The organism is Photorhabdus sp. S10-54 (genome assembly GCF_963878145.1).
Classification (GTDB): Bacteria; Pseudomonadota; Gammaproteobacteria; order Enterobacterales; family Enterobacteriaceae; genus Photorhabdus; species Photorhabdus kayaii.
In genome coordinates this window covers 41295-65366 of sequence record NZ_CAWNXG010000004.1, presented here as the reverse complement: position 1 = coordinate 65366, position 24072 = coordinate 41295, and the positions used below count along the sequence as shown (strand labels likewise).

Below are 24072 nucleotides of genomic sequence, written 5' to 3'. Positions count from 1 at the left end.
TTCAAACCTCCTTGGAACCATATAATATGCCAAAGCAGTAACATCCCTTACTAGCCTTTCTTGTAATGAATTGATGTTCTATTCCAGCTGGTACATGAATAACACTAGGAGAGGAGTATGTCTTTGTTTCTCCATTTATTGTTACATCAATGACAGCTTCGTTTGGCTCAGGAGAAATTAGGAAATATATTTCATCAACTTCATGTTTGTGTAATGCGGCGACAGGTTTATTCACTAACTTTGATATATCGCCGCCTGCAAGCTCGAAAGGTACACCCCCGAACATTTCTTTAGTTATAAAGAAGGGAACCTTGTTCTCATGACCTACGACAGGTTTCATTACCGGTAGATTTTGCGCGCAATTATAAAAATCCATATAAGCCTCACTTCAGAGTGAAAAGGTAAGTGTTAGGAACATTCAAATATTGAATTTTTTCAATTTCAAAACCAGCTTTGGAGAAGAAATCTATGTACTCTTCTTTCTTGTAAATCCTTATATTCATAAAGTGATGCACGAATTCAAAACCATAAATAAATATGGGAGTTTCTTTGGTGATTGTATTTTCATCTGACATAAAGGTATCTGCCAGGAGAAATCTTTTTGCTTTTGGGAAAGTCTTTTGTAATGTTCGAAGAACGTCCACAGGATCTTTGATGTTAAACAAATCATGCAGCATCATGAAGGAAATTACTGTATCAACAGTTTCGAATGTGGCTATTAATGAAGCATCATCGGTAGCTTCCATTACGTTCTGATTAACCACACAAATTCTGTCATCCATAGAATTATTTCTTATATTAACTTCAGCCGCTTCAATAGCTTTATGGCTTATATCAATACCTAAGCCCGTTACTTTGTTAAAAATCTTACAAATGTCGATTAAAGCTCCAGCTGCACCACAACCTAAATCTACTATTTTACTTATATTTAGTCTTTTTAATTCCTTAATTATTGTATTCCACATGTATTCACGATTTGCTTGCCGAGATCCTAACGCTACGTTAGCTCCATCAATCAGACTATATAATGAATTATTTTTCTCATCTTTGAGGTCTGTAAAGTTTCGCATGAAATTCCCATAGCCACCTATAGACCAAGTGAAAAATCCAACATTTTTCCTCATATCCATGCCTAATGGAGTCAGGCTAATTTTCCCTTCATCAGAATCAACAAAAAAACCAAATTTTGTTGAGAATGAAATAAGGGATTCAATTATTTTTATTTTTTGGTTGTCAAAATTTTTTTCTTTCAGAATAGACTTATCGAATGAAGAGTTGCTTCCGAATAATTCAAATATACCTTCTTTCTCAAGGTGGTAACATAGGTTGGAGCCAATATAACCATTAAATAAATTTGATGCCAACATGGTGATTTTCCTTATTCATTGCATATAATGTCAATTGAAAAAGCTAAAGCATTACACAACAACATGGTATGCCAATAATTAATCATATTGTTCTACAGATCTATATTGCAACAATTTGGAATGGGATAAATAAGAAGGAAATAAAAGCAGCGGATATTGCCTTTTATTTATTAAAAGATCATGATTCCTCCCACTATTTGCCCAATTCCATCTTAAATATTCATACATTATACGTATAAAAATGTAAAGTTTTTTATTAGTTAAATCATGTTGTGACATATAATTTATTGATAATATTAAGTATTTTTGTGGTTATTATCATTGAGGTTGGTGGTTTTTCTTAACGAATTGGTAAGCAGGGTTGATGATTTGTCCTTGATTTAGGGTTTTGTTATTAAATAGAGTTAATTATAAAGTTTAATTGTTTTTTTATGATCATATTAATGAGTTAATTTATTGTCAGTATGTTGATTTTGGTTATATGTCAAAATAGGAATGTCACAAATAATATAAGTTTAAAATGTTGTTTGATTACTATTGCGAAAGTTAATCGTTAAAAACTAAGTAATAACAAACTCTCATAAAATCTTGCCCCGGCTAATCACAGGGGCAGATTTTGCTTAGTGTTGTCAATCTAGTGTCCAATCTTCCACTCTTAATCCATCGACCCTATTGAATTCCTTTGTGTTATTGGTAACAACTATCAACCCCTTGCTTCTTGCATGCCCTGCAATATGCAGATTGTTATCTCCGATCTGTTTTCCGATTTTTTCTAGTGATGTACGAATATTTCCATAGTGAAATGCGGCTTGTTCGTCATAAGGAAGAATAGTTAATCGAGAAATAAAATCTTCTATAACTGCCAAATTTCTCTCAGGATTTCCACTTTTTTCAACCCCAAAAATCAGTCTTGCCAACGTGATCGTAGAAATAGCCATGTGGTCTGTATTCTTATTGAATTTAGGCAGAATGGATTGAGGGCGCTTTTTTATCGCGAAAATCACGATATTAGTATCGAGCAGATACTTAATCATCGAAAGATTCTCTTTCACTTGTTACTTGATCAGGACGTTCAGGTAAAAAATCGTCAGTTACAGATTGATCAGACAGGAAAAAACTATCCCATGTATTTTGTATGGGCGCAATAATTCGTTCCTTGCCTCTTGACCTAACAGTAACTTCTTTTACATTATCAGGGAAACGGATATCTGCGGGTAACCTCACATTCTGAGTTCGGTTGCTCATAAAAACTTTACTTTAATATATCATGGCACACCTCTTTAATTATTGCTATATATCACGAGTATATAGCATAAAATCAAATATGGGTAAGGTCTATGGTGACTGATTGCTGATGGTTAACATGTTGTAAAGGCCAAACAGATCGTTTGGGATCTTTTTATAACTCCTCATATCGCTTAAACCGGATTGAGTTCCTTCAAAGTGTTCGACTATTTTGCAAAGTTATTCAGGACAAATTAACCCTAATATTAATAGCGGTACTCTTTACTACAAAGTTATTAATTTTCTTATTTAATGTTACAGATCGCATTTTTGTGAACAAAAGAGACGCTATTATGCATTAGTGAAATCGCTTAACGACGGGTAAAGATAACGTTCTATTTGTCTGTATAACGATGAAACTTGTCATTCAATTTTAATAACTACTATTCATTCAGAGGTCTTTATGGGCAGTACCGGAAGTGTCAGTGCGTGGGATGAAGCGTTATTAATTGCCGCTATTCAATATCCTGTTCCTATTATTAAGGGGCCTGAAGATATTCAGGTTCAAGTGCAGCAGATCTGTAAAACAATCGATTCAACTAAAACCGGTTATCCTGACTTGGATTTTATTGTATTTCCTGAATATTCCGTTCAGGGATTAAATACCAAGATCTGGACTTATGATGAAATGTTATTATCGCTGGACGGTCCAGAAGTTGACTGTTTTCGTCGAGCTTGTATTCGCAACGATATCTGGGGTGTGTTTTCAGTAATGGAACATAATGAAGATCCGTCGCAGCCACCTTATAACACTGCGATAATTATTAACAGCAACGGTGAGATTGTATTGCATTACCGCAAGTTGCAGCCTTGGGTGCCGATTGAACCCTGGATGCCGGGTAATTTGGGTATGCCGGTTTGTGAGGGGCCTAAAGGTTCAAAGCTGGCGGTATGTATTTGTCACGATGGTATGTTTCCAGAATTGGCGCGTGAAGCTGCCTATAAAGGCTGTAACGTTTTTATCCGCATTTCCGGTTATTCTACCCAAGTCAACGACCAATGGATCTGGACTAACCGCACTAATGCTTGGCAGAACTTAATGTATACCGTATCGGTTAATCTGGCAGGTTACGATGAGGTTTTTTATTATTTCGGTGAAGGTACGATTTGTAATTATGACGGTAACATTATCCAGCAAGGGCAGCGTAATCCGTGGGAAATTGTCACTGCTGAACTGTTCCCGCGTTTGGCGGATAAGGCTCGTGAGAACTGGGCGTTAGAGAACAGTATTTTTAATCTTGGTTGTCGAGGTTATGTTGGTAAACCTGGAGGAGAGAGAGCTAATTATTTGACTTGGGTGCGTGATTTAGCAAACGGTGAATATAAACTACCTTGGGATGAAAATATCCGTATTCGTGATGGCTGGAAATATTATCCAGAAGGTGTGAAATTGGGGCCATTACCGAAAATTGATAAGTAAGCTGAGAGGCTGATAATGTAGCACCATAGAAGCGCTGCGATGCTGCTATTCTTTCCATCCTGTGTAAACTTAAAGCGTAGTGGAAAAGTGGTGAGTCTGGCATTCTTCTGGTATGAAGGGTATTGTGGAAATATAGGATGTAATGATTGTCGGATTGGCCGGTGATATTTTACCTCCCATTATGTCCTATATTTATTGATTTGAATCTTTTTTTGGAATTGAAAATAGTATAAATATTTTATTGGATAACTATTATAGCAAGGTGATTTTTCATTATATTTTTATTAATCCCATTGTATTTATTAATTGGTTGTATTACTAGTTTAACATTAATTTATTGAATGGATTAATCATCTATATGATGATTGAGAATAGTTTTAATTCTTGTGTAAATTGGATATATAAAATCTAAATTTAATTGAATTGGGATTATTTCTTTACCGGGAATTATTTCGCTGATGATAATGACATTGATGCCATTGGATTTGGTGGCTACATTTATGCCCGCGGAGGAGATGACCAGGCATTTGTCTTTGGCGAAGGTAGTCTGATTGATGCGGGTAACGGTCAGGATTATGTTGTCACCATCGGTAATAATAACCAGATTGAGTTAGGTGAAAGCAATGATTTTGCCAGAGTATTTGGCAATGACAACCGGATCGACGGTTGTTCTGGCCATGATGTGATAAAACTGATGGGCTACCATGCAGTCATCAACGGTGGAGAGGGCGATGATCACTTGATAGCCGCGGCGATTTCGAAGTTCAGTGAATTTGATATTTTTATCGCTAATTAATCGGTTTCCTACATTAATTCCGTATTGGTATTAAGAAAACGATGAATTGCCTTTAACACTGCGTCTGGTTTTTCTGCGTGAACCCAGTGATCGCAACCAGCGATAATCCAAGCTTTGGCTTGTGGAAATTGTCTGGTGATATCATTCCGGTACTCTTCCTGGATATAAGAGGAAAGGCCACCACGAATAAACAGGGCCGGGCGAGGCCATGTAGGGATTTCTTGCCAGCCGATGATCTTTTCATACTGGTTAATTAATGCCGGTAAATTGAATTTCCATTCCCCCTGATGGAATGATTTTAGTAAAAACTGAATGACACCTTCTTCCTGAATATTTTCTCGCATAATCTTAGCAGCGTCTTGACGGGATTTCACTCCGGCTTCTGTCACTTTGTTCAGTGCGGTAAAAATTTGGTCATGACGGCGAACCTGATAGGCAACGGGGGCTATATCAATAAGAACAATTTTTTCTATCCGCTCTGGTGCTAATGCGGTCATTGCCATCGCGATCTTACCGCCCATTGAATGACCAATAATAAGGGTGGACTGAATTTGCAGATGATCCAGCAGGGAAATAACATCTTGTGCCATATCGTGGTAATCCATGTTGTTTGCCCGTGGAGATAGACCATGATTGCGTACATCGACTTGAATGACGGGATAGTATTGCTGCAAATCACGAGCCAAAACCCCAAGATTATTGAGATCACCGAATAACCCATGGATTAATACCACAGGGGTAGAAGAGAGCGGATTTTCCGGTATCTGCATATGGTAATTTAACGGGTTGTCTAATTTCATGATGAGAATTGTTTTCTTTCAGGTATTGATATCATGCCGTGTATATTGTTGCTTAAATTATAAAAAAGCAACCAAGCTGTACAATTATAGTTAATAATTTTTTATGATTACATCGTTTTCAAAATGTTCATGTATCAAAAATTTGTTAATTTTTTTATGGTAATACTTAATGGATTGAAAAATAAACATTCTTCGAGTAAATAATATTTTTAAATGGAAAGTTTTAAATAACTTGTGAGATGATTATTGGTTCAATCATCTTAGTGAGGTTATTGATTGTGTGTTTATGTGATCTGTATCTTAAAAAATTGTGTGTTAATTTTAATTTTTTGTGAAAAAATGATGAAAATTTACTTTATGTTTTATTAAATAAAGGTATAAAGTACATTTAACAAAAACTACATCGTTCTAATAAGAATAAATAGAATCTGATTTATACTATGGATTAGGGAATTAAGAAGTGAAGAAAAATTTACTAAAGAGTCTTTATTTTCAAGTTTTGCTCGCAATAACTATCGGTATACTTCTGGGGCATTTCTATCCAGAGCTTGGTACAGAAATGAAGCCATTGGGTGATGGATTTGTTAAATTAATCAAAATGGTTATTGCTCCTGTTATTTTCTGTACTGTTGTAACCGGCATTGCAGGTATGGAAAGTATGAAAGCTGTTGGTAAAACGGGTGCTATTGCACTGGTGTATTTTGAAATAGTTAGCACAATTGCTTTGATTATTGGGCTAATTGTTGTCAATGTTATGCAGCCTGGTGCTGGGATGAATATTGATCCCTCTACGTTAGATGTTAAAGCGGTATCCCTATATGCGGAGAAGGCTGCTGAACAAGGGATAATAGCATTTTTACTTGATGTTATTCCGGCCAGTGTCATTGGGGCGTTTGCCAGTGGTAATATTTTGCAGGTCTTATTATTTGCTGTGTTATTTGGTTTTGCGCTTCATCGTTTAGGAGAGAAAGGGAAATCAATCTTTAATATTATTGATGGTTTTTCGCATGTTATTTTCGGTATTATCAATATGATAATGCGATTGGCTCCTTTAGGCGCTTTTGGTGCAATGGCATTTACCATCGGTAAATATGGTATTGGTACGTTGGTACAATTAGGACAATTAATAGTTTGCTTTTATATCACCTGTATTCTTTTTGTCATATTTGTTTTAGGGACAATCGCAAAAGCGACAGGATTTAGTATATTCCGGTTTATTAATTACATTAAAGAAGAGTTATTAATTGTATTGGGAACATCATCTTCTGAATCAGCATTGCCGCGTATGTTAGATAAAATGGAGAAAGCGGGATGCCAGAAATCTGTTGTTGGATTGGTGATACCGACGGGATATTCCTTTAATCTGGATGGTACCTCCATTTACCTGACAATGGCTGCGGTATTTATTGCTCAAGCAACAAATACTCATATGGATATTGTGCATCAAATAACGCTATTGGTTGTATTACTTTTATCTTCTAAAGGTGCTGCTGGCGTAACAGGTAGTGGGTTTATTGTATTAGCTGCGACAATTTCTGCTGTTGGGCATTTACCACTAGCAGGGCTGGCATTAATACTGGGAATAGATCGTTTCATGTCAGAAGCCAGAGCTTTAACGAATCTAATTGGTAATGGTGTTGCAACGATTGTGGTCGCGAAACGTTGTCGTCAGCTTGATGAAGGCAAATTAAACGAAGTGCTAAATGCCAAGTAAGTAAATTTTTAAGTTTTTATCTATTCGATGACCAATTAATAAAATAATGCCGGCCTTGTGTCGGCATGAATTCTAATCAATGAAGACCAGCAGCAATTCATACTATTCTCCCGCTGATATGCATACGTAACTTACTTTCAATTTATTGGGATCTAAAGTGTGAATAACTCAGGTAGTGGCATAATTAGCCTGATTTATTTTCCTTATCTCATTTTCTGATTTTGGCGGTTCTGTATGTGAATTCTCACAAATAGGACATCTCTTTTACTGTAAAAGGCAAAACCAGTAACCAGAAGAAGTCTGTAAAGAGGATAGCGATGAGGTTCCCAATGCCTATTACTTCATTGTCATCTAGCCCAAGCCTTTTCGGCGTTTTTTGTTTTTTGATTGCGGTTTTTCTTGTTGCAAGTACTGTATGGACTCACTAAGCGGTTTTAACACCACAACGACAGCAATAGCAATAACCCGCTCTATTGGTGAGTTTCAGTTTGACTGTGTGACTATTACCCCCGCGTTAGAGTTTATTCTAATTTAGTTCGATTTAGGTGGATTTAGTATGATTGCTTGCTGTTATTGGGTTTTTGGTGGATCTGTTTAAGCATATTTAGGTAGGTTTAGTTAAGAGTGGCGTCCCCTGCTGGAATCGAACCAGCAATTAGCCCTTAGGAGGGGCTTGTTATATCCATTTAACTAAGGGGACATAGCTTTATTATAACGGCTTTTCATTCATAATATAAGGCGTTATAAACTGTTTGCCTATTTAGTGATCGCTTGAATTGAATACCATTCAAGTTAGATTGTCAGTAATATTCACATTATTGATGATCATCGGCGAGTCGTGTAACAAACTGATCTGCCGGATCTAGAAGGTTATTATTTGGAGAGATGTATGAAGTATCGTTTGGGCGGAATCGCTCTTACCGCCGCATTACTAGTGGGATGCGCTAATTCATCTGATACTGTTGAACAGGGGCGTTCAGACCCATTGGAAGGTTTTAACCGTACAATGTTCAACTTTAATTATGATGTTCTTGACCCTTATGTTTTACGTCCAGTCGCGGTAGCGTGGCACGATTATGTGCCGATGCCTGCTCGAAATGGTTTGGGTAATTTTCTGAGTAATCTCGAAGAGCCGGCTAGTATGGTAAACAGTTTCTTGCGTGGTAACCCATATCAGGGGATGAAACATTTTAATCGTTTTTTCCTGAATACCATTTTGGGTATGGGGGGGCTGATTGATGTTGCAACGATGGCAAACCCTAAATTGGCAAAAGAAGAGTCAAAACGCTTTGGGAGTACCCTAGGCTATTATAAGGCGGGATATGGTCCTTATGTTGTATTACCGGGCTATGGCAGTTTCACCCTACGTGATGAAGGGGGAAATTGGGCGGATATGACTTATCCAATGCTGAGTTATCTGACTATTTGGATGTCAGCCGGCAAGTGGGCATTTGAGGGTATTGAAACCCGTGCTCGTTTACTGGATTCTGATGGCTTGTTGAAGAACTCATCAGATCCTTATTTGATGATGCGTGAGGCTTATTTCCAGAGCCATGATTTTATGGCAAGCGGTGGTAAGCTGGAAGCCACGAAAAATCCGAATGCGGAAGCATTACAGGATGATTTGGATAGTATTGATTGATAGTTGTTATTTGATTGTTAACTTTGTAGATAAAAAAGGATAGCAGTGGAACTATCCTTTTTTAGGGCTGCATATTATTAGAATGCGTAGTTGAAGTTCACACCGTAAAGCCAAGCAGTACCTTTAGCTTCGAATTCGTATGGTACATTAGTTGGATCAGATTTGTTATCAGATAATCTCTCTTTGACAGTGACTTTCTGACCGTGCATATAAGAAACACCTACATCAACAGAAGCATCTTTGTTAAATGCGTAAGTTGCACCAGCGCTCAGCCAGAAACGATCTTGATCTGGAATAGAGATAGAACGGTTTTCAGCAGGGATCGGGCTGTCATCAAAGGCGATACCGGTACGGAATGTCCAGTTGTCATCGTGATAATAAGTTGTGCCTAAAGCAATACGATAGGCATCTTTGAAGCCTTCATGTTTACTAAACAGGACTGCGCCGTCTTTTTTCCTAGTCCCTTTCAATTCATCAAACTCACTCCAGCCTGCATACGCCAGGCTATAGTGGATAGCCCATTTAGGTGCTACACGGTTATAACCAGAAACTTCCCAGATATCTGGCAACTTGAGATCCAATTTACCGCCAATGGTTTGACCGCCGGTAGCAGGTAAGCCTACTTTTCGTCCTACCATAGCCGGTATATCGTTTTTATAGTCACCGTCTTTAAATTTAACTTTAACTTTAGAACGGTAAGTCAAGCTGTAACGGTTATTTTCATCCACTTCATACATGATGCCCGCGTTCCAGCCATAACCCCAATCTTTGCCTTCTAGGTTAGCAACTTCATCTGTTGGGTTTATGGCGCCTCGCAGTTTCTGCGACAGAATACCTGCATGACGGACAATTTTTGCATCCGCATAAACAGCGTTCAGCCCTAAACCAAAGCTAAAGTGATCGTTCAGACGATAAGCACCGCTCAGATTGAAGTTCAACGTTGTCAGGTCAGTTTTACCGCCGATGGGTCCTGCTTCATAGTTATTGCTAAAATTGGTTGCCAGGCCGAAGTTGGTGGTGACCGAGGTCCCAACAAACCATTGATCATCGATTGGCATAATGAAATGTATGTTAGGTATCCAAGCGGTAGGAGCAATATTTTTAGCGTTAGTACTTTTGCCCGTTATTGGGGATTTACCGGTAATGTCAACATCAGGGTTGATATAGACAGCACCAATGGAAAATGATGGACGATCAAACAGCGTCATTGCTGCTGGGTTACGACTTCCTACCGTTGCGTTATCAGCAACAACGCCTTCCCCGGAAAAAGCACGGCCCAAAGCCGAAGTAGAAAATTCATTTAACTGGAAACCAGCAGCGCCAGCATTTGATGAAATTATTGCCACTGCAACCGCTAATGCTGAACGGGTGAACAGGTTTTTCTGGTTCATAACCAAAACCCTCTTGTTTATTATTTAACTATGCCACTTATCTTAGCAAGGAGCGCAGGATTGTAGGGTCGGTTTGCCTCGCTGACAAATCAGACCAGTCGTGAAGTATAGGTCTGATAACAGTTGGTGTTGCAAGGATGTTTTCAAAATATTACCAAGTTGATATCAAAAACGCGACTCAGTTAACAAAAAAATGATTTTTGATATTAATAAAAACGTTTAAAAATGATTTTTTAAGATCAAATTTCGACAGATAAATATACTTTAAGGGGTAGAACGAGTTTTCCGGTAGTTTAAGAGAGATAAGATATTAAAATTCATTATGAATATTTGAGTAATGAAATTATGACTGATGTAATAAGCCAATGTCGCACAAAAGCTTGCGAACATGTTCGAATAAGCATTGAAACCATTTAGCCATTAAATAAATTAAAGTTGCGCTTCCTCTCATTTTTGGTTTATTCAGGTTTGCTATTTATAAACATTACGCTAACAATGATCTGTCAGGTCAGACCTGTCCAGGTTGGTTGAAGAGTTTTTTCAGTAATTTGATTCAGTTAACGATAATCTTTCAGGAGCCGTTATGAGTCGTCCTTTAACAAAAGTGACACATCAAGGTGATCGTATCGCCATTGTCAGTGGGCTACGCATTCCATTTGCTAAACAGGCAACATCGTATCACGACATACCGGCTGTGGATTTGGGTAAATCAGTCGTCAGCGAACTTGTGACAAGGAGTGGTTTACTCCCTGAAAAGATTGACCAACTGGTGTTTGGGCAAGTAGTGCAAATGCCTGAAGCGCCGAATATTGCCCGTGAAATCGTTCTTGGTACTGGGTTAAGTGTGAGTACTGATGCTTACAGTGTATCCCGTGCATGTGCCACTAGTTTCCAGGCGATTGCTAATGTGGCTGAAAGCATTATGGCTGGCACGGTGAATATCGGGATTGCTGGTGGAGCAGATTCTTCGTCTGTATTGCCGATTGGTGTGACTAAATCCTTGGCTCGTACTCTGGTGGAGATGAATAAGGCTAAAACGCTATCGCAACGCCTTAAGTTACTTAGCCGCCTTAAATTTCGTGATTTATTGCCTGTATCTCCGGCGGTAGCGGAATATTCGACAGGTCTGCGTATGGGAGATACCGCGGAACAGATGGCGAAGACTTACCGTATCAGTCGAGAAGATCAGGATGCATTAGCACATCGCTCCCATATTCTGGCAGCAAAAGCTTGGGAACAGGGATTGTTGGTTGATGAAGTCATGACAGCTCACTTCCCTCCATACCGTGAAGCATTGCTTGAAGATAATAATATTCGTAAAAATTCTGTACTGACCTCTTATGCGAAGCTGCGTCCGGCATTTGACCGTAAGTACGGCACGGTCACTGCTGCAAACAGTACACCGCTGACGGATGGTGCAGCGGCGGTCATATTGATGCGTGAATCAGTGGCTAAGGCGTTGGGAATAAAACCGCTTGGTTATCTGCGTAGCTATGCATTCTCGGCCATTGATGTCTGGCAAGATATGTTATTAGGGCCGTCATACGCCACGCCAATAGCGCTCGATCGTGCAGGTATTACACTGAAAGATCTAACTTTAATCGATATGCATGAAGCTTTTGCGGCTCAGACACTGGCAAACCTGAAAATGTTTGCCAGTGATGAATTTGCTCGTAATAAATTAGGGCGTGCTCAGGCAATTGGTGAAGTCGATATGGACAAATTTAATGTCTTAGGGGGTTCAATCGCTTATGGGCACCCATTTGCAGCAACAGGAGCTCGTATGGTGACGCAGGTATTGAATGAGTTGCGTCGTCGTGGCGGTGGCCTTGGGCTGACAACAGCTTGTGCTGCTGGCGGGTTGGGCACAGCTATGGTATTGGAGGTGGAATAATGACTCAGGCTCAGCATGATGCTGCACCCATCACTATGGGTACAAACCAAACTGCTTCTGTTTTCAGTTTTGATGTCAGGCCAGATAAGATCGGCATTATCACCATTAATGTACCGGGAGAAAAGGTAAATACGCTGAAAGCAGAATTTGTTGATCAATTTCTGAATGTTTTCAAGCAAGCTCAGCAATCTTCTGGTCTTAAAGGATTAATATTGATTTCCGGTAAGCTGGATACGTTTATTGCTGGTGCTGATATTTCTATGATTGCCGGATGTAAGACCAAAGAAGATGCGCGAGATTTGGCTGAAAAGGGTCAGAAACTATTTTCTCAGATAGCCAATTACCCCTTGCCTGTCGTAGCAGCAATTCATGGCGCTTGTTTGGGGGGCGGTTTGGAATTGGCGCTTGCATGTCATTGGCGTGTATGTTCACAGGATGATAAAACTCGTCTTGGATTACCGGAAGTTCAACTTGGGTTATTACCCGGCTCTGGTGGTACTCAGCGGTTGCCAAGGCTTATTGGTGTTAGTTCAGCGTTGGATATCATTCTGACAGGTAAACAGCTACGGGCGAAACAGGCATTACGGCTCGGATTGGTGGATGATGCTGTGCCGTTGGATATTCTGCTAGACATTGCTATCGAAAAAGTCAAAAAGGGTATTCCTGTGCGTAAGCCTTTGCCGTGGCAACAGCGGCTATTAGTTGGCCCCGTGGGAAGATACTTTTTGTTTAATATTGTTCGTAAAAAGACATTGGCGAAAACTCGTGGTCATTATCCTGCACCTGAACGAATTATTGAAGTTATCAAAGAAGGTCTTGAAAAAGGCATGAGCCAGGGTTTACGGGCTGAGGCGGTGGCATTTGGTGAACTGGCAATGACACGGGAATCTGCTGCTTTACGTAATCTGTTTTTTGCTGCAACTTCGTTGAAGAATGAAACGGGGTCATCAGAGAAGCCGGCGGAGATCAAGCGCGTTGGTATATTAGGTGGTGGTTTGATGGGCGGAGGCATTGCGAATGTAACAGCCACTCGTGGCAAACTACCGGTGCGGATTAAAGATATTAATGAAAAGGGCATTAGCCAGGTATTGAAATATACTTGGGATTTGTTGTCCAAGCGGGTGAAGCAAAAACGACTACGTCCGGCAGAGTGTGCTCAACAAATGATGCTAATTTCAGGAACAGTAGATTATCGTGGTTTCGCACAAACCGATATTGTTGTTGAAGCAGTGTTTGAGGATTTGCCACTAAAACAGCAAATGGTGGCAGAAATTGAAACGAATGCTAAACCAGAAACCATATTTGCATCTAATACATCTTCACTACCTATCCATCAGATTGCTGAAAAAGCCCAACGACCAGAGCAGGTTATTGGTCTGCATTATTTTAGTCCAGTGGATAAGATGCCGCTGGTGGAAGTTATTCCACATCAAGGGACCAGTGAGAAAACGATTGCTACAGTCGTTGCTTTGGCGAAGAAACAGGGTAAAACCGCTATCGTGGTAGGTGATAAAGCCGGGTTTTATGTAAACCGGATTCTTGTCCCTTATATTAGTGAGGCCGCGCATTGCCTGGTAGCAGGAGAACCTATTGACCATATCGACGGAGCACTGGTTAATTTTGGTTTTCCAGTAGGGCCGATTAATTTATTGGATGAAGTAGGTATTGATGTTGGCACCAAAATCATGCCGATTCTGGTAGAACAACTAGGTCCGCGTTTTGCTGCACCTGAGTCTCTCGATGCTGTACTGAAAGATGGTCGTAAGGGTAGGAAAAATGGCCGTGGTTTCTATTTATATGCCTCAGGGTCCAGAAAATTCTGGCAGTTTGGTAAGAAAGGCAAAAAAGTTGATAGCTCAGTTTATACCTTGCTAAATATAACACCTGAGTCGCACATGCTCTCGTCAGAAATTGCTCAACGTTGTGTGATGCTAATGCTTAATGAAGCTGTTCGTTGCTTGGATGAAGGCATTATCAGAAGTCCACGTGATGGTGATATTGGGGCGGTATTTGGCATTGGTTTTCCGCCATTCTTTGGTGGTCCATTCCGTTATATTGATAGCCTTGGTTGTGCCAGAGTGGTGGAGATTCTGCGTAGGCTGGAAAGCCAGTATGGAGACAGATTTGTACCTTGTGAATGTTTAATGAAAATGGCTGAACAGAATAAAAGTTTTTATCCATAGTGGTGGCTTGTACTGTATTGATGAAAAGATGGATTCCGGTGCCGTGGGGCTCCGGAATTATATTAAGTGTTTTTGAATAAAAAAGATCTCTTTATAGGTTCAAACAACATCTATTGGGTTGTCGTTCAATCATTTTATTTGTTTTTGTTTTGAGTAGAATGCTTGTTCACCCTGTCTGAAATGTTTTTTGTAGAAACAATTTTTATTGTATAACTCAGAAGTGGGATAACTGCACTTACTCATTCATACGGTGGACTATGCAAATTTTTATTATGCGTCATGGTGACGCGGCTTTAGATGCAATTAGCGATGCTGCCCGGCAACTCACTCCTCGCGGTTGTGATGAATCGCAAAAAATGGCTTGTTGGTTAGCACAGCAAAAGCATCAGATTGATCTCGTATTGGTGAGTCCTTATATTCGCGCTGAACAAACGTTACAGATTGTTCGTAAATCCTTATCTTTGCCGGATGGTGAAGAGGTGTTGTTGGGATTAACGCCGTCAGGTGATGCTGCTACAGTGAGTAGTTATCTCCAGTTTCTTGCTGAGCAAGGTCATAACGCTGTTTTAGTTGTCTCTCACTTACCATTAGTCAGCTACTTAGTTGCTGAGCTATGTCCGGCAGAAACACCACCGATGTTTGCAACTTCTGCAATGATATGCGTGGATTTAAACAGCCAGACTGGCAAAGGGACTCTTGCCTGGCAGGTCAGTCCGTCTCAATTGGTAGCAAAAGCCTAATAATTCAGCGGCGTATTGGCTCAAGGCTCATCAAGTTCGATAAGCATCAATAGTGCGGCGTTACCTCCCCATTCCTTTGGCGCTTGATGAAAGGCTATGATATCGGGGTGTTGGGCTAACCACAGAGGTGTTTGCTGTTTGAGAATGTGTTTTCCGTGGCCGTGCATGATACAGGCACAATAGACATGTTCACGACGGCAAGCAGCGATCAATGCTCCAATTTCCTGTTTGGCCTGCATTTGAGTTAATCCGTGTAAATCAAGAAACAGTTCTGGCGAATAGTCACCTCGACGTAATTTCTTCAATTCATAATGGTTTGTATCTTCCCTTACGTAACGGGTAGGGCCCTCGGTATCAAGGTTGGGCTGAAATTCATCAGAAAAATAGTAGCTGGCATCAATTTGCTCTTGCTGAATTCGTTCAGGGGCAATATAGCTGGTTTTTTTTCTTCTGGGAGAATGTAAAACGGTATCCTGGTTGATGCGTTTAGTGCCTGTTACCGATTGTTGAAATAAGTGAATCTCTTCCTCATTCAGGGAGTATTTATTTTTCATCATTGCTCAGTTGATTAAACCATTTTGTGACAAGTGTACTGCATCTTTTTAACTATTAAACCTGATTATGTTTAATAAAACCTGATTTTACCGAGTTTGTGGTTTAAAAATGCTGATAAGAAGGTATATCCAGATAGTTAATAAAATAATTTGACAATGACAGTGGGTTGGAAAATAAATGTATATACAATTAAAAAACTGATTTATCAGATACAGACCAATACAGGATGCTGATCATGGTAATAGAACTGTGTGATACTGATACCATCTGGCGTAATGCAAGACTGGCAACAATGGATGCTGCTGTCAATGCAGCTTACGGATTATTAAAAGAATATGATCTTGTGGTGCGTGATGACAAAATTTTAGCTATTTTGCCCACTGCAACATTACAGACGAGTCGTTGCCAGGTAATTGATGTCCAGCAACGCTTAATTACCCCTGGTTTAATCGATTGTCACACCCATTTAGTGTTTGGTGGTAACCGGGCTTATGAGTGGGAACAGCGTTTAAATGGTATGTCCTATGCTGAACTCAGCGCTCAGGGAGGGGGGATTAATGCGACAGTTTCTGCGACTCGGGCCAGTTCTCATGAGCAACTTGAGCGTTCTGCGCAACAACGCCTTGCTGCATTTATGGCCGAAGGTGTGACCACTATTGAGATTAAATCGGGTTATGGATTAAATCTGGAAAATGAAGAAAAGTTGCTACAGGTTGCGCAGCACTTGGCGCGACATAACCCGATCGAGATCAGCCCCACATTGCTTGCTGCTCATACTTGTCCACCTGAATATAAGCATAATCCCGATGCTTATATGGATCTGATTTGCGAAGATATCCTTCCACAACTTTGGCAAAAAGGGCTGTTTGAGGCAGTAGATGTTTTTTGTGAGAGTGTAGGATTTAATCTGGCACAAACTGAGCGACTCTTTCAGGAAGCACAGCGTTGGAACATTCCAGTAAAAGGTCATGTGGAACAGTTATCTCATTTAGGCGGGAGTGAACTGGTCGCTCGCTATCATGGTCTTTCTGTGGATCATATTGAATATTTAGATCAGGCGGGAGTTGAGTCGCTCAGTCACAGTGGTACGGTAGCTGTTTTGCTTCCTGGTGCGTTCTACTTTTTGCAGGAAACACAGCGTCCTCCTATTGATTTATTGCGGCAATTTAATGTGCCGATAGCTGTATCTACCGATTTTAATCCTGGAACCAGCCCATTTGCTTCTTTGCGAATGACCATGAATATGGCATGTGTCCAATTTGGATTGACTCCTGAAGAGGTATGGTTAGGTGTAACCCGACATGCGGCTCGTGCATTGGGCAGAGAACAGCGTCACGGACAGTTGCGTGTAGGAGCTTACGCCGATTTTGTTGTCTGGGATGCAGAAAATCCCGTTGATATTTTCTATGAGTTGGGTCATAACCCTTTGAATACCAGAGTATTTCGTGGTGTTATGACTCATTCCAGCATATATAACAGATAAGGAGCGGTAAATGAATTTATGGCATGCTACTTCGCCGACTATTTGGCAAGGACGAAATGATTTGGTAGAAGCGGATAATGCACTACGGCTTTTTCAAACAGTTAAAGTATCTCCGTATTTTACGCCGGAAGAATTTTCTCACTATATTGCTCTCTTAGGGTTTGAATGTGATGAAGGTGTAAAGCGCAATCAGGGGAGGCTTGGTGCCAATCAAGGCCCTGATTATTTGCGGCAGTCGTTGGCAAATATGGCTAGTCATAAAGGGCATGATAGATTGGTAGATTTGGGAAGCGTTCGTGCTAATCCCAATCAATTGAGTGAAGCACAACAAGCCTTGTCTGATGCCATTACCCAATGTCAACGTCAGAACGTACGTACCTTGGTATTGGGTGGTGGACATGAAACGGCTTTTGCTCATGGTGTTGGCATTTATGATGCTTTTCCACATCAACGTGTTGGTATTATTAACTTTGATGCTCATCTCGATTTACGGCGTTCGCCGCAGCCCACTTCTGGTACACCATTTCGTCAACTTGCTGAATATTGTCAGCAACATCAACGTCTATTTCACTATACTTGCATTGGCGCAAGTTTGGCGTCTAATACGCAGGCATTGGTGGATGAAGCAAATCGCTTGAACGCTACGATTATCTGGGATAATCAATGTTGTGAAACTATGCTGGACAAGGTACAACAGCAGATACAAGATATACTCCAGCAAGTTGATGTGATTTACATGACGATCGATTTGGATGTATTACCTGCTTATCAGATGCCAGCAGTCTCTGCGCCAGCCGCATTGGGGCTGCCATTGGAGCGCCTTCTGCAATTAATTCAGCCAATTTGTCAGAGCGGTAAACTACAGGCGGCTGATTTGGTTGAGCTCAATCCAATATTTGATATACAAGGTATAGGTGGAAGAGCAGCAGCACGTCTTGCCTGGCAATTAGCACATTGGTGGTATTGATTATCTAAAATAACAGTACTATTGTGTTTTCTATTTTGGCAAAGATAGCTTGATAAAGTGAGTGTAATTAATCACTTAACATTTTTATAGCATAAGGAATTTATTGTGACGACGCACTTATCAGGATCATTTGCCAAACCTGCGCCTCTGTATGCCAAAGTGAAACAATCTATCATTGAAAAAATCTACACCGGTGAGTGGAAATCAAATGATCGTGTTCCTTCTGAAGCTGAATTGGTTAAACAGTTTAACTGTAGCCGTATGACTGCTAACCGTGCACTGCGTGAGTTGACCGCTGAAGGGCTATTAGTACGGCTGCAAGGCGTGGGATCGTTTGTCGCAGAACCGAAGGGGCAATCCGCTCTGTTCGAAATTCACAGCATTGCTGATGAGATTTCAGCTCGTTCTCATCAGCATCGCTGTAAAATATTAAAATTATCCGAGCTGGATGCGGATGTGAAACAGGCCGCTGAATTGGACATTATTGTTGGTACGCCGATTTATCATTCGATTATTGTCCATTATGAAAACGATGTTCCTGTTCAAATAGAAGATCGTTATGTTAATGCCCAAGCGGTGCCTGATTATTTGCAACAGGATTTTACGAAACTTACGCCACACGATTATTTGTCAATGATTGCACCTCTAACGGAAGGTGAACACATTGTGGAAGCTATTGCTGGCGATCCTCGATCCTGCAAGTTGTTGCAAATTGAGTCAGGGGCTCCCTGTTTGTTAATTAGTCGCCGAACTTGGTCGACTCATTATACTGTTTCCAGTGCCAGGCTGTTATTTCCGGGTAATCGGTATAAATTGAAAGGACGTTTCAACTCATAGCTATATCCTCATAACTGATTTTTTTCCGTATGAGCTGATAGGGTTGCCATAGATCATTACCTTCATAATGGATTAATGCGATTTCACGTATTTTATCCGTTCCATTTATGGCAACCGTATTGGTAAGCGCATTAAATAAGGGGATGTCAGAGCTAGAATCACCATAGGCAACACATTTTTCCAAATTTAGCCCATGTTCCTGTACATATTTTTTCACTATCTGTAATTTACTTTCGGGCGTTAATATCTGTTCTGGATCAATCGATTCACGAAAAGGTAAAGCAGGAAAATTTGATGCAACAACGATATCAACCCCAAATTTTTTTAAATGTTGGGCAAAGAAGTCTGGTGATAGGGTAATGACCATAGATATTTCACCTTTGGTTCTGATATCGTCAAAAACCTCTTTTATTCCTCCAATCCACGGTGAGGCATGAAAAACTTTAGCAACGTCAGCGTACTGCAAGTTTGACCATAGACGTTGTAATTCAGCGGCAAATTTCTTGGTATCTATATCGCCTTGAGAAAATTGTTTTTCCAGCAGATGAAGCTCTGTCAGGCAATTCATTGTACGGGCAATTTCCAGACTTGCTGTGGTTCCTCTGAGAAGAGTGCCGTCCATATCAAAAACATGTAATACTTTCATAATAAACCTAAGTCATTTTTTCGTTATAGGGAGAGGGTAGGTTTGTTCGTGATGGTAAACATATAGGGATTACCTATCTTAGTAATCCCCCGCTTATTCAGCTAGCTCACGAATTAGGCGGCTTTTACTGCCAAGGTTTTAAGAACCGCTGAGGCGGCATAGTGGCCACTAATCATTGCAGCAACAATACCTCTGAAAATTCCACAAGCGTCACCTGCAACCCATACAGGATAAGGGGAAGTTTCCAGGCTTAAATCACCGTCAAGACTGGGATACCAACCGACACCTTCTAGTGTAGGACCGACGATATGTGTATTCTCGTGATCAATTTCGGGAAATTTTTTGATAATATTACGTAATCCTTGCAACATTTTATCGAATAGCTCTTCTCCATAAATAGATATAAGTTGTGTAATTATGTTAGCATTTCCTGCTAATACATCTTGTACTTTGATTCTAAAGTAAGAATCTTCTTGCTTCATGGCGGAAACAATATTATTGAGTGCTCGGTCCGCGATATCTTCATCGAGGATACGTGTATTAAACCCAACATTAGATCGTCCTGTCGAAGGGCCGTCAGAATGACCGGAAACGGTCCATAAATCTTGGGTTTTTGTTAATACTGTTTCGCCATCCCGGCAAGCACAGAAAGTACGCCATTCAATAACGCCATCATCCGACCGAAACTTTAACTTCGGGTCGAGTTGTTTCATATTTTTAAAAAATGCCAAATCTTCTTGCTGTTCAATGCGGAACCCAACTTCTAACCGATTGAAAGATTGTTTTTTAACCAGGCTGGCAATCTCTAATGGACCAAATCTTCCACTAGCTAAAATGATTCGTCGGCATTCAATTTGATAAGTATTGGCATTTTTGTCTCTTAAATTCATAATCAGAGCATCTTTTCTTTTGACGTATTTATAAGACAGGAATTTAGTTTGTGTGATGATATCTGCATCTGCCGTTTGCACCATATCTTCAACAAGATTAATTCTATCTTCAAGAGACATATAATTAGAGGGATAATCTTTTAATACCCATTCCCCGGAGCCTACTGTAAAGTCTTTGGGATTTGTTGGGAATGGTGGTGTGTCCAGACCATATGTGTTTAGCGTGGTGCATGTCCATTCATAAGCTTGCCGTAATTCTAGTTCATTTGGTAACTCCCAAAGTGCACTGGCAGAAGGAAAAAATGAGAATTTTCCGTCAGAAAACAGCCCTGCACCACCGTGTCCTTCGGTTATCTCAACGAGATTATCTTTATCGCGTTCATGAATAGCTTTGCCATTATCGATTAGTACAACTCGTAAACCTTTTCCTTTCAATTTCTGTACCGCAGCTAAACCTGCTGGGCCAGCGCCAATAACAGCGACATCATATACAGACATTTCTCTCCTCCATTCTTTAGTCAGAATTAATGTTCCTGGGAACATTTTCTATGAGTTGAGCATTGAATTATTTGTTCGGTTTTACGGAGTACATCCCGTTTTTTGCTAGAAATAGCATTCTATTCCGATTACCCTTATCAAATACGAAACTACTGGTATCGAAAATAGAACGTCTAAACTTGCTTTTCTGGTACTATTTGTCAATACCAATTTTGGGGTATTTTAATTTGTCAATGAATGGAGCGATTTATGAGTGAGAATGAGCGGCTATCCCCATTAAGACGTGGGCGTCCACGCGATAATGACACAACAAAAGCTGTGTTGAATGCTGCACTTGTTCTCGTTGAAAGTGGACGGATTGCAGATATTACTATTAACCATATTGCCTTGTATTCAGGCGTTGCGAAATCGACTATTTATCGTAGATGGCCGAATGTATCAGCAGTTTTAATGGATGCTTTCTTTGATGATATTGAACCTCTAATTATTTATGACAAACAGATGCCGGTGATAGAATCCATGCGGATTACCATTAAAAAGCTTATTGAAGTGTTGCAAAGTAAGCACGGGTTACTGTTTAGGTATCTGTTGGGATCAGCGCAGTACGATACTGAGGTGAGAGAGGTTTTTATTCAGCGTTGGCTTGAACCACGACGACAGTTAGGAAAGCAGATTATTTTACATGCTATCGAGCGGGGAGAAATTTCTTCTCATACTGATCGTGACTTATTGTTAGACTGTATTTTCGGTGCTATTTACTACAAATATATGGTTTCTTTTTCTCTCGTTACACCTGAATTTGTCGATAAGGTTATTGATTGTGCGTTTGGTGGTTTGGCTAGGGATTGAATGTTCATTTCGATAAAAAAGGATCTGTTGGCGGTTATAGGTGTCCCATCCAAAGAGTGATTTTTGCTAAGTCAAAATAGCTTTTTCATATATCTCATCCAATACGCCACCACATGTTGTGGCGTTGTCAGTTTATTACATCGTTGGCAAAAGAAAGTTGGCAAAAGAACTTTCTCTAGCTAGGAAAAACCCTTTCTTAGTTAAATTATATTTTTGTAAAATTTATGTAAATAATTTGTGATTGTAAACACAAAAATAAGAAAAATATGATTCCTTGATAATTGGAGAGAAATAATATTAACAAATTGATTCATAAGAAAATAAAAATAATAAACTCATCAATTTGTCATTTTAGCTAATGGTTTGGTCTATTGAATATACATGTATGTACAACTATACATTAGCAAATATCTAAAGACCAAAAGGAGCCAGACCGTGACCGCCCAAAATAGTAAATTCCGTAATGTTGGTATCCGGGCACCCAGAGGAACACAATTAACAGCCAAAAGTTGGCTAACCGAAGCTCCTCTGCGCATGTTAATGAATAATCTTGATCCAGAAGTTGCTGAAAACTCTTATGAACTGGTGGTGTATGGTGGTATTGGTCGGGCTGCTAGAAATTGGGAGTGCTATGACAAGATTATTGAAACACTGAAAGAGTTGGAAGACGATGAAACGTTGTTAATCCAATCGGGCAAGCCGGTTGGGGTATTTAAAACCCATAGCAATGCCCCACGGGTACTTATTGCAAATTCGAATTTGGTGCCGCACTGGGCGACTTGGGAACACTTCAACGAGCTGGATGCTAAAGGGCTGGCTATGTACGGCCAAATGACGGCGGGTAGCTGGATTTACATTGGTAGCCAGGGAATTGTTCAAGGCACCTATGAAACGTTTGTGGAAGCTGGTCGCCAGCATTATAACGGTAATTTACAGGGCCGTTGGGTGTTAACTGCTGGTTTGGGAGGGATGGGGGGAGCACAACCGCTGGCTGCAACACTGGCTGGAGCGTGTTCGCTAAATATTGAGTGTCAGCAAAGCAGGATTGATTTCCGCCTGCGTACTGGTTATGTCGATGAACAAGCGAAAGATCTGGATGACGCCCTGGCCCGGATCGAAAAATACACTCAGGAAGGTAAAGCCATCTCTATCGCACTGTGCGGTAATGCCGCTGAAATTTTGCCTGAATTAGTCCGTCGGGGCGTACGCCCGGATTTGGTCACTGACCAGACAAGTGCACACGATCCTCTCAATGGCTATCTACCGAAAAACTGGAGTTGGGAAGAATACCGCCAACGTGCTATTTCAGCACCGGAAGAGGTCATCAAAGCAGCAAGATCTTCAATGGTGGAACATGTTAAGGCGATGTTGATTTTCCAGCAACAGGGCATTCCTGTTTTTGATTACGGCAACAACATTCGCCAAATGGCATATGAAGTCGGCGTAGAAAATGCTTTCGATTTTCCTGGTTTTGTTCCTACTTATATTCGCCCGTTATTTTGCCGTGGTATCGGACCCTTCCGCTGGGTAGCGCTTTCTGGTGATCCACAGGATATCTATAAAACTGACGCTAAAGTTAAAGAATTACTCCCCGATGATCAACATTTGCATCATTGGCTAGATATGGCGAGGGAACGCATCAGCTTTCAGGGTCTACCTGCCCGTATCTGTTGGGTTGGTTTAGGGCAGCGAGCCAAGCTAGGGTTAGCTTTTAACGAAATGGTACGCAGTGGCGAACTTTCTGCACCGATTGTTATTGGTCGTGACCATCTGGATTCCGGCTCTGTAGCCAGCCCGAATCGCGAGACTGAATCCATGTGTGATGGCTCTGATGCCGTTTCGGATTGGCCGTTGCTAAATGCCTTACTGAATACTGCCAGCGGTGCTACCTGGGTTTCTCTGCATCATGGCGGTGGTGTCGGCATGGGTTTCTCACAACATGCCGGTATGGTGATTGTTTGTGATGGAACTGATGAAGCCGCAGAACGTATAGCACGGGTGCTACATAACGATCCGGCCACTGGGGTTATGCGTCATGCCGATGCAGGTTATGAAATCGCTATCCATTGTGCCAAAGAGCAAGGACTAGACTTGCCGATGCTTAATACAAAATAAG

20 protein-coding genes, 1 tRNA gene and 1 pseudogene are annotated in these 24072 nt (G+C 40.6%); 12 read left to right on the top strand and 10 right to left on the bottom strand.

The features are described 5' to 3' along the window. Position 1: 1 nt before the first annotated feature. From AACQ83_RS03520 to vapB, 4 genes are all read right to left on the bottom strand, one after another. Positions 2–376: a cupin domain-containing protein gene (locus AACQ83_RS03520; protein ID WP_112876315.1), complete on the bottom strand. Its 375-nt coding sequence runs from the start codon at positions 374–376 to the stop codon at positions 2–4. Positions 377–383: 7 nt separating this feature from the next. Further along, positions 384–1367, bottom strand: coding sequence for a class I SAM-dependent methyltransferase (locus AACQ83_RS03515; RefSeq protein WP_112876314.1), 984 nt, complete (start codon positions 1365–1367; stop codon positions 384–386). Between the two features lie 629 nt (positions 1368–1996). Then, entirely contained in the window at positions 1997–2401 is a 405-nt protein-coding gene (vapC, locus tag AACQ83_RS03510; protein WP_112876313.1) for a type II toxin-antitoxin system tRNA(fMet)-specific endonuclease VapC, read from the bottom strand. Beyond that, a complete protein-coding gene (vapB, locus tag AACQ83_RS03505; RefSeq protein ID WP_112876312.1) occupies positions 2394–2612 on the bottom strand; it encodes a type II toxin-antitoxin system VapB family antitoxin in 219 nt (72 codons plus the stop codon). Before vapB ends, vapC begins: the two co-directional genes overlap by 8 nt. A gap of 442 nt (positions 2613–3054) precedes the next feature. Between vapB and AACQ83_RS03500 the strand changes: the two genes are divergently transcribed. Next, a complete protein-coding gene (locus AACQ83_RS03500; RefSeq protein WP_112876311.1) occupies positions 3055–4071 on the top strand; it encodes a formamidase in 1017 nt (338 codons plus the stop codon). A 457-nt stretch (positions 4072–4528) separates the two neighbouring features. Then, a pseudogene (locus AACQ83_RS03495) lies at positions 4529–4849 on the top strand (hypothetical protein); the annotation flags it as partial. A gap of 26 nt (positions 4850–4875) precedes the next feature. On the opposite strand, the gene ybfF reads toward AACQ83_RS03495, so the two are convergent. Next, complete coding sequence (gene ybfF, locus AACQ83_RS03490; RefSeq protein WP_370446036.1) at positions 4876–5637, bottom strand: esterase; 762 nt, start codon at positions 5635–5637, stop codon at positions 4876–4878. Positions 5638–6127: 490 nt separating this feature from the next. Here ybfF and AACQ83_RS03485 point away from each other — a divergent pair, with 490 nt between their 5' ends. Then, a complete protein-coding gene (locus tag AACQ83_RS03485; RefSeq protein ID WP_112876308.1) occupies positions 6128–7381 on the top strand; it encodes a dicarboxylate/amino acid:cation symporter in 1254 nt (417 codons plus the stop codon). 625 nt (positions 7382–8006) lie between these two features. Here AACQ83_RS03485 and AACQ83_RS03480 read toward each other — a convergent pair. Further along, positions 8007–8081, bottom strand: a tRNA-Arg gene (locus AACQ83_RS03480). Positions 8082–8270: 189 nt separating this feature from the next. On the opposite strand from AACQ83_RS03480, the gene mlaA reads away from it, so the two are divergent. Next, positions 8271–9023 (top strand): phospholipid-binding lipoprotein MlaA, encoded by a 753-nt coding sequence (gene mlaA, locus AACQ83_RS03475; protein WP_112876307.1) that lies wholly within the window; start codon positions 8271–8273, stop codon positions 9021–9023. Positions 9024–9100: 77 nt separating this feature from the next. Here the strand turns inward: mlaA and fadL are convergent, their stop codons facing one another. Next, entirely contained in the window at positions 9101–10414 is a 1314-nt protein-coding gene (fadL, locus tag AACQ83_RS03470; protein ID WP_112876306.1) for a long-chain fatty acid transporter FadL, read from the bottom strand. A gap of 583 nt (positions 10415–10997) precedes the next feature. Between fadL and fadI the strand changes: the two genes are divergently transcribed. The 3 genes from fadI to sixA all read left to right on the top strand — a co-directional run bounded on the left by fadI (position 10998) and on the right by sixA (position 15231). After that, positions 10998–12308, top strand: a complete 1311-nt coding sequence (gene fadI / locus AACQ83_RS03465; RefSeq protein WP_112876305.1) for an acetyl-CoA C-acyltransferase FadI — start codon at positions 10998–11000, stop codon at positions 12306–12308. Beyond that, positions 12308–14491 carry a fatty acid oxidation complex subunit alpha FadJ gene (fadJ, locus tag AACQ83_RS03460; protein ID WP_112876304.1) on the top strand — a complete coding sequence of 728 codons (2184 nt, stop codon included), beginning with the start codon at positions 12308–12310 and terminating at the stop codon, positions 14489–14491. Before fadI ends, fadJ begins: the two co-directional genes overlap by 1 nt. 257 nt (positions 14492–14748) lie before the next feature. Further along, positions 14749–15231, top strand: a complete 483-nt coding sequence (sixA, locus tag AACQ83_RS03455; RefSeq protein ID WP_112876303.1) for a phosphohistidine phosphatase SixA — start codon at positions 14749–14751, stop codon at positions 15229–15231. Between the two features lie 20 nt (positions 15232–15251). On the opposite strand, the gene smrB is transcribed toward sixA, so the two are convergent. Beyond that, positions 15252–15785: an endonuclease SmrB gene (smrB, locus tag AACQ83_RS03450; protein ID WP_112876302.1), complete on the bottom strand. Its 534-nt coding sequence runs from the start codon at positions 15783–15785 to the stop codon at positions 15252–15254. 236 nt (positions 15786–16021) lie between these two features. Between smrB and hutI the strand changes: the two genes are divergently transcribed. The 3 genes from hutI (at position 16022) to hutC (ending at position 19073) form a co-directional block, all read left to right on the top strand. Beyond that, positions 16022–17269, top strand: coding sequence for an imidazolonepropionase (gene hutI, locus AACQ83_RS03445; RefSeq protein WP_112876301.1), 1248 nt, complete (start codon positions 16022–16024; stop codon positions 17267–17269). Between the two features lie 10 nt (positions 17270–17279). Further along, the gene (gene hutG / locus AACQ83_RS03440; protein ID WP_112876300.1) at positions 17280–18236 is read left to right on the top strand and encodes a formimidoylglutamase; all 957 of its coding nucleotides are present in this window, start codon (positions 17280–17282) and stop codon (positions 18234–18236) included. 105 nt (positions 18237–18341) lie between these two features. Continuing rightward, complete coding sequence (hutC, locus tag AACQ83_RS03435; protein ID WP_192880971.1) at positions 18342–19073, top strand: histidine utilization repressor; 732 nt, start codon at positions 18342–18344, stop codon at positions 19071–19073. On the opposite strand, the gene AACQ83_RS03430 is transcribed toward hutC, so the two are convergent. Both AACQ83_RS03430 and AACQ83_RS03425 read right to left on the bottom strand, forming a co-directional pair. Continuing rightward, complete coding sequence (locus AACQ83_RS03430; RefSeq protein ID WP_112876298.1) at positions 19063–19719, bottom strand: HAD family hydrolase; 657 nt, start codon at positions 19717–19719, stop codon at positions 19063–19065. The two genes, hutC and AACQ83_RS03430, sit on opposite strands and share 11 nt — an antisense overlap. Before the next feature lie 113 nt (positions 19720–19832). After that, entirely contained in the window at positions 19833–21107 is a 1275-nt protein-coding gene (locus AACQ83_RS03425; RefSeq protein ID WP_158537747.1) for an FAD-dependent oxidoreductase, read from the bottom strand. A gap of 249 nt (positions 21108–21356) precedes the next feature. On the opposite strand from AACQ83_RS03425, the gene AACQ83_RS03420 reads away from it, so the two are divergent. Both AACQ83_RS03420 and hutU read left to right on the top strand, forming a co-directional pair. Continuing rightward, on the top strand, positions 21357–21956 hold the full coding sequence (locus AACQ83_RS03420; protein ID WP_158536518.1) for a TetR/AcrR family transcriptional regulator: 600 nt from the start codon (positions 21357–21359) through the stop codon (positions 21954–21956). 435 nt (positions 21957–22391) lie between these two features. Continuing rightward, on the top strand, positions 22392–24071 hold the full coding sequence (hutU, locus tag AACQ83_RS03415; RefSeq protein WP_112876295.1) for a urocanate hydratase: 1680 nt from the start codon (positions 22392–22394) through the stop codon (positions 24069–24071). Position 24072: the final 1 nt, after the last annotated feature.

Bases quoted from the DNA above. Each gene is read 5' to 3' on its own strand.
- vapC (WP_112876313.1), bottom strand. From the start codon at position 2,401: ATGATTAAGTATCTGCTCGATACTAATATCGTGATTTTCGCGATAAAA.
- AACQ83_RS03520 (WP_112876315.1), bottom strand. From the start codon at position 376: ATGGATTTTTATAATTGCGCGCAAAATCTACCGGTAATGAAACCTGTC.
- AACQ83_RS03430 (WP_112876298.1), bottom strand. From the start codon at position 19,719: ATGAAAGTATTACATGTTTTTGATATGGACGGCACTCTTCTCAGAGGA.
- AACQ83_RS03500 (WP_112876311.1), top strand. From the start codon at position 3,055: ATGGGCAGTACCGGAAGTGTCAGTGCGTGGGATGAAGCGTTATTAATT.
- AACQ83_RS03425 (WP_158537747.1), bottom strand. From the start codon at position 21,107: ATGTCTGTATATGATGTCGCTGTTATTGGCGCTGGCCCAGCAGGTTTA.
- ybfF (WP_370446036.1), bottom strand. From the start codon at position 5,637: ATGCAGATACCGGAAAATCCGCTCTCTTCTACCCCTGTGGTATTAATC.
- hutG (WP_112876300.1), top strand. From the start codon at position 17,280: ATGAATTTATGGCATGCTACTTCGCCGACTATTTGGCAAGGACGAAAT.
- mlaA (WP_112876307.1), top strand. From the start codon at position 8,271: ATGAAGTATCGTTTGGGCGGAATCGCTCTTACCGCCGCATTACTAGTG.
- sixA (WP_112876303.1), top strand. From the start codon at position 14,749: ATGCAAATTTTTATTATGCGTCATGGTGACGCGGCTTTAGATGCAATT.
- smrB (WP_112876302.1), bottom strand. From the start codon at position 15,785: ATGAAAAATAAATACTCCCTGAATGAGGAAGAGATTCACTTATTTCAA.
- AACQ83_RS03420 (WP_158536518.1), top strand. From the start codon at position 21,357: ATGAGTGAGAATGAGCGGCTATCCCCATTAAGACGTGGGCGTCCACGC.
- fadJ (WP_112876304.1), top strand. From the start codon at position 12,308: ATGACTCAGGCTCAGCATGATGCTGCACCCATCACTATGGGTACAAAC.
- fadL (WP_112876306.1), bottom strand. From the start codon at position 10,414: ATGAACCAGAAAAACCTGTTCACCCGTTCAGCATTAGCGGTTGCAGTG.
- AACQ83_RS03515 (WP_112876314.1), bottom strand. From the start codon at position 1,367: ATGTTGGCATCAAATTTATTTAATGGTTATATTGGCTCCAACCTATGT.
- fadI (WP_112876305.1), top strand. From the start codon at position 10,998: ATGAGTCGTCCTTTAACAAAAGTGACACATCAAGGTGATCGTATCGCC.
- vapB (WP_112876312.1), bottom strand. From the start codon at position 2,612: ATGAGCAACCGAACTCAGAATGTGAGGTTACCCGCAGATATCCGTTTC.
- hutI (WP_112876301.1), top strand. From the start codon at position 16,022: ATGGTAATAGAACTGTGTGATACTGATACCATCTGGCGTAATGCAAGA.